Source organism: Oerskovia sp. NPDC056781 (genome assembly GCF_042789955.1).
Taxonomy (GTDB): domain Bacteria; phylum Actinomycetota; class Actinomycetes; order Actinomycetales; family Cellulomonadaceae; genus Oerskovia; species Oerskovia rustica.
Genome location: NZ_JBHUAD010000287.1, coordinates 1 through 4386, shown reverse-complemented (window position 1 = coordinate 4386; position 4386 = coordinate 1). Strand labels below are relative to the sequence as shown.

Here is a 4386-nt window from a genome sequence, read left to right as displayed (position 1 = left end):
GCTGCCTCCTATTTCGTGTGGGGGCCCCCGCGGGCGGGGTGGGGGGTTGGTTCCCCGCGTTGCCCCCCCCCCCCCCCCCCGACGAGACCCCGCTACCTCGGCGAGAGATGGACCTGCAGGCTGAGCGGCTCCAGCAGGGGCCGCAGCCCTCCTTCGGTCCCGTGCGTCTCGGGGCCCACGGGCCGCCCGCCCTCGCCCGGGTGCTCCCAGTCGGAGTCCCACGCGAGCTCCCACGCGGTGCTCCCGGCCACCTCGGCAGCCCCGTGGGCCGGGCGTCCCGGCACGCCCGCGAGCGTGACCTCGACCGTGTCGAGCGCACCGTTGAGGACCAGGAGCACGTCGCGGTCGCCCGCACGCGGGCCGGTGCGCAGCATCTGCAGCACGCGGAACCCGGGGTCGTGCCAGGCGGCGTGGTCGAGGGGGTCACCTGCGGCGTCGAACCACGCGAGGTCCGGCACCGCGTCCTGCGCGGAGTGCCGTGGGCGGCCGTGGAAGAACGTCTCGCTGCGCAGCGCGGCGTGCTCACGACGCAGCCCCAGGAGGTGGGTCGTGGTCGCGAGCAGGTCCTTGCGCCAGGGCGAGAGGTCCCAGCTCACCCACGACAGCGGCCCGTCCTGGCAGTACGCGTTGTTGTTGCCGCGCTGGGTGCGTCCCATCTCGTCGCCCGCGGTGAGCATGGGGGTCCCGGCCGCCAGGACCTGGGTCGCCATGAGGTTGCGGATCGAGCGGCGGCGAAGGGGCGCGATCTCGACCCCCGGCTCGAAGCCCTCGATCGTCATCTCCTCGTTCTCGAGGCGTCCCTCGAACCCGTGGTTCCAGGACCGGTTGTCGTCGCTGCCGTCACGGTTGCCCTCGCCGTTGGCCTCGTTGTGCTTGTGCTCGTAGGCGACGAGGTCCGCGAGCGTGAACCCGTCGTGCGCCGTGACGAAGTTGACCGACGCGACAGGCCCTCGCATGAGCGGCGGGTCGCTGTGACCGAAGAGGTCCGCGGACCCGGCCAGGCGGGTCGCGAGCTCGCGCACGCCCTGGCCGGGGCGTCCGTGCGACGCCTCGCGCGGGTCGGCGAGCCAGAACTGGCGCACGGCACCGCGGAAGCGGTCGTTCCACTCGGCCAGCGGGGCGGGGAACTGCCCGGTGCGCCACCCGCCGGGGCCGACGTCCCACGGCTCCGCGACGAGCTTGAGGCCGTTCAGCACCGGGTCGGTCTGGAGCGCCACGAGGAACGGGTGGTCGGGGTCGAACCCTGCCGGGCCGCGACCCAGGGTCACGGCGAGGTCGAAGCGGAAGCCGTCGACGCCGATCTCCTGCGCCCAGTAGCGCAGCGAGTCGAGCGTCAGCTGGACGACCCGGGCGCGCCGGAAGTCGAGGCTGTTCCCCGTCCCGGTGACGTCCGCGAGCTCGGCCGGGGACGCGCCGTCGTGCAGGTAGTAGACGGGGTTGTCGAGGCCGCGCCACGACAGGTGCGGGCCGTCCGCACCGCCCTCGCACGTGTGGTTGTGCACGACGTCGAGGAGGACCTCGAGCCCGGCCTCGTGCAGCAGGTGCACCATGCCGCGCACCTCGTCGACGACGGCGCCGGGCCCGGCCTCCTGCGCGGCGCGCGTCGCGTACTTGGCGTGGGGGGCGAAGAAGCCCGCGGTCGAGTAGCCCCAGTAGTTGGTGAGCCCCTCGGCCACCAGGTGCGGCTCGGTCAGGAACGCGTGGATCGGCAGCAGCTCGACCGTCGTGACGCCGAGCCCCTTCAGGTGCGCGATCGTCGCCGGGTGCGCGAGCCCCGCATAGGTGCCGCGCAGGTGCTCGGGCACGGCGTCGAGCTGCATGGTCAGGCCGCGGACGTGGGCCTCGTAGACCACCGTGTCGGCCCACGGCACGTGGGGTCGGCGTACGGGCTCGTGCCCGGTGCGAGGAGCCACGACGACCGAGTGCGGCACGTGCGCCGCCGAGTCGCGCGGGTCGGCCGGACCACGGACGTCGCCCACGAGGGTGCCCGAGGCGTCCCGCTCGGTCACGTGCCCGCGCGTGGACGGGTCGTCGTCGAGCTCGCCCACGATCCCGCGTGCGTACGGGTCGAGCAGGAGCTTCGCGGGGTTGTACCGGAAGCCGGCCGCGGGGTCCCATCGGCCCTCGGCCCGGAAGCCGTAGCGCTGTCCCTCACCCACGCCGGGGACGTGCCCGTGCCAGACGCCGTGGGTCGGCCCGTCGAGCGCCACCCGCCGTTCGTGGATCTCGCCGTCGGGCGAGACGTCGAGCAGGCACAGGTGGACGGCGCTCGCGTGCGAGGCGAGCACGGCGACGTCGACGCCGTCACCGGCGAGACGGACGCCGAGCCGGGGCACCGGGCCGTGCGAGGGGCGAGGGCGGGGGGAGGGGGCAAGCGCTTGCACCCCTCCATTGTGAGGCCCGCATGTGGACGGCTTGTGCTCACCAGGTGGTCGTGCGCGAGATCTCACCCGGTTGCGCGGCGCTGCCCGGTAGGGTTTCGCCTGTGCCACACCTTCCACGAAGGGCTGTGGCGTGCGGGTACCACCCGGGTCCACCGTCGTCCCAACCACGGAGCACATCACGATGAGGATCGTCGTCGCCGTCAAGTACGTTCCCGATATCCACGCCGACCGGCGGTTCGACGCCGGACGAGTGGTGCGATCGTCCGAGGAGGGGACCCTCAACGAGCTCGACGAGAACGCCATCGAGGCCGCGCTGCGCATCGTCGAGTCGCTGCCGGAGGCCGAGCAGGAGACGTCCGAGGTCGTCGTCCTGACCATGGCGGGCCCCGAGGCCGACACCGCGATCCGCAAGGCCTACCAGATGGGCGTCGGCCGCGGCGTGCGCGTCAGCGACGAGGCGCTCGCGGGCTCCGACTACTTCGGGACCGTCGCCACGCTCGCCGCGGCGATCCGCAAGATCGAGGAGGAGGGGCCGGTCGACCTCGTCCTCACCGGCATGGCGGCCCTCGACGGGCTGGGGTCCGTGGTCCCCGTGCTGCTCGCTGCCGCGCTCGACCTGCCGCAGCTCACGCTCGCGGGCAAGCTCGAGGTGGACGTCCAGGCCCGCACGGCCCAGGTCACGCGCGAGCTCGACGACGCGCTCGAGGTGCTCTCGGCCCCGCTGCCCGCCGTGGTCAGCGTGACCGACCACGCCAACTGGCCGCGCTTCCCCAACTTCAAGCTCATCATGGCCGCGCGGACGCAGCCGATCGAGGTCTGGGACCTCGCGGCGCTCGGGCTCGACCCCGCGACCGTGGGCGACGCCGGAGCCCGCACCCGCGTCCTCGCCGCCACGCCGCGCCCGCCGCGCCCCGAGGTCGAGGTCGTCGTCGACAAGGGCGAGGGTGGCCGCGCGCTGGCCGAGTTCCTCATCCGTAACGACCTGGTCTGAGAGGGAACATCGTGACCACCAACGTCCTCGTCCTGCTCGACTCCCCGGAGACGCAGCTGCGCTCCGCGGCCCTCGAGCTCCTGACCATCGCCCGCAGCCTCGGTCGGCCCAAGGCCGTGACGCTCGGCAGCCCGAGCGTCACGACGCTCGCCCAGCTCGGTGCCTACGGCGTCGACACGGTCCTCCAGGCCGAGCTGCCCACGTCCGTGAGCACGGACGCCGCGCACCTCACGGCGGTCGTCTCGGCGACCCTCGAGACCGCGGTGCGACGCGCGAACGCGGACATCGTGCTGCTCTCGGCGACCTTCCCCAACAAGGAGGCCGCGGCCCGTCTCGCCTACGCGCTGGGTGCCGGCCTCGTGATCGACGCGGCCGCGGTCCGTGCCGAGGACGGCAAGGCCGTGGGCTACAAGCGGGTCTTCGCGGGCTCGTGGGACACCTCGTGCGAGGTCGTCACCGAGCAGGCCGTGTTCACGGTCCGCGCCAACTCCGTCGTCCCGGAGCCCGCCGAGTCCTCGGTCCAGACCGAGGTCATCGGGTTCCCCGTCGAGGTCCCCGCGTCGGCGACCGCCGTCACGGTCGTGTCCCGTGAGGAGAAGCCGGTCGTCGAGGGTGGGCGTCCAGCGCTCGCCGAGGCCGCGACGGTCGTCGCGGGCGGACGCGGCACCGACGGCGACTTCGGGCCCATCGAGGAGCTGGCGGACGTGCTCGGCGCAGCCGTGGGCGCGACGCGTGACGCGGTCTACGAGGGCTGGTTCGACACGTTCATCGGCCAGACGGGGGTGACGATCGCGCCGCGCCTGTACATCGGCGCGGGGATCTCGGGAGCCCCGCACCACCGCGGTGGCATGCAGGCCTCGCAGGTGATCGTGGCCGTCAACAACGACTCCGACAGCCCGCTGTTCGAGATCGCGGACTTCGCAGTCGTGGGAGACCTCGCCGAGGTCCTGCCGCAGGCCGCGCAGGTCCTGCGGGAGCACAAGGGCTGACGCCTCGAACACCCCCATGGAC

The 4386-nt window shown here is 73.4% G+C and carries 3 protein-coding genes; 2 read left to right on the top strand and 1 reads right to left on the bottom strand.

Going from position 1 to position 4386, the window contains the following annotated elements; all coding sequences use genetic code 11:
• Positions 1-92: 92 nt before the first annotated feature.
• The gene (gene glgX, locus ACFRCR_RS17225) at positions 93-2384 is read right to left on the bottom strand and encodes a glycogen debranching protein GlgX (RefSeq protein ID WP_377679232.1); all 2292 of its coding nucleotides are present in this window, start codon (positions 2382-2384) and stop codon (positions 93-95) included.
• 181 nt (positions 2385-2565) lie between these two features.
• Here glgX and ACFRCR_RS17220 point away from each other — a divergent pair, with 181 nt between their 5' ends.
• A complete protein-coding gene (locus ACFRCR_RS17220; protein ID WP_377679230.1) occupies positions 2566-3375 on the top strand; it encodes an electron transfer flavoprotein subunit beta/FixA family protein in 810 nt (269 codons plus the stop codon).
• A gap of 8 nt (positions 3376-3383) precedes the next feature.
• A complete protein-coding gene (locus ACFRCR_RS17215; RefSeq protein ID WP_377679234.1) occupies positions 3384-4364 on the top strand; it encodes an electron transfer flavoprotein subunit alpha/FixB family protein in 981 nt (326 codons plus the stop codon).
• The last annotated feature ends 22 nt before the right edge of the window (positions 4365-4386 follow it).

Excerpts from the sequence above, each read along its gene's own strand:
- ACFRCR_RS17220 (WP_377679230.1), top strand. The coding sequence starts at position 2,566 with ATGAGGATCGTCGTCGCCGTCAAGTACGTTCCCGATATCCACGCCGAC.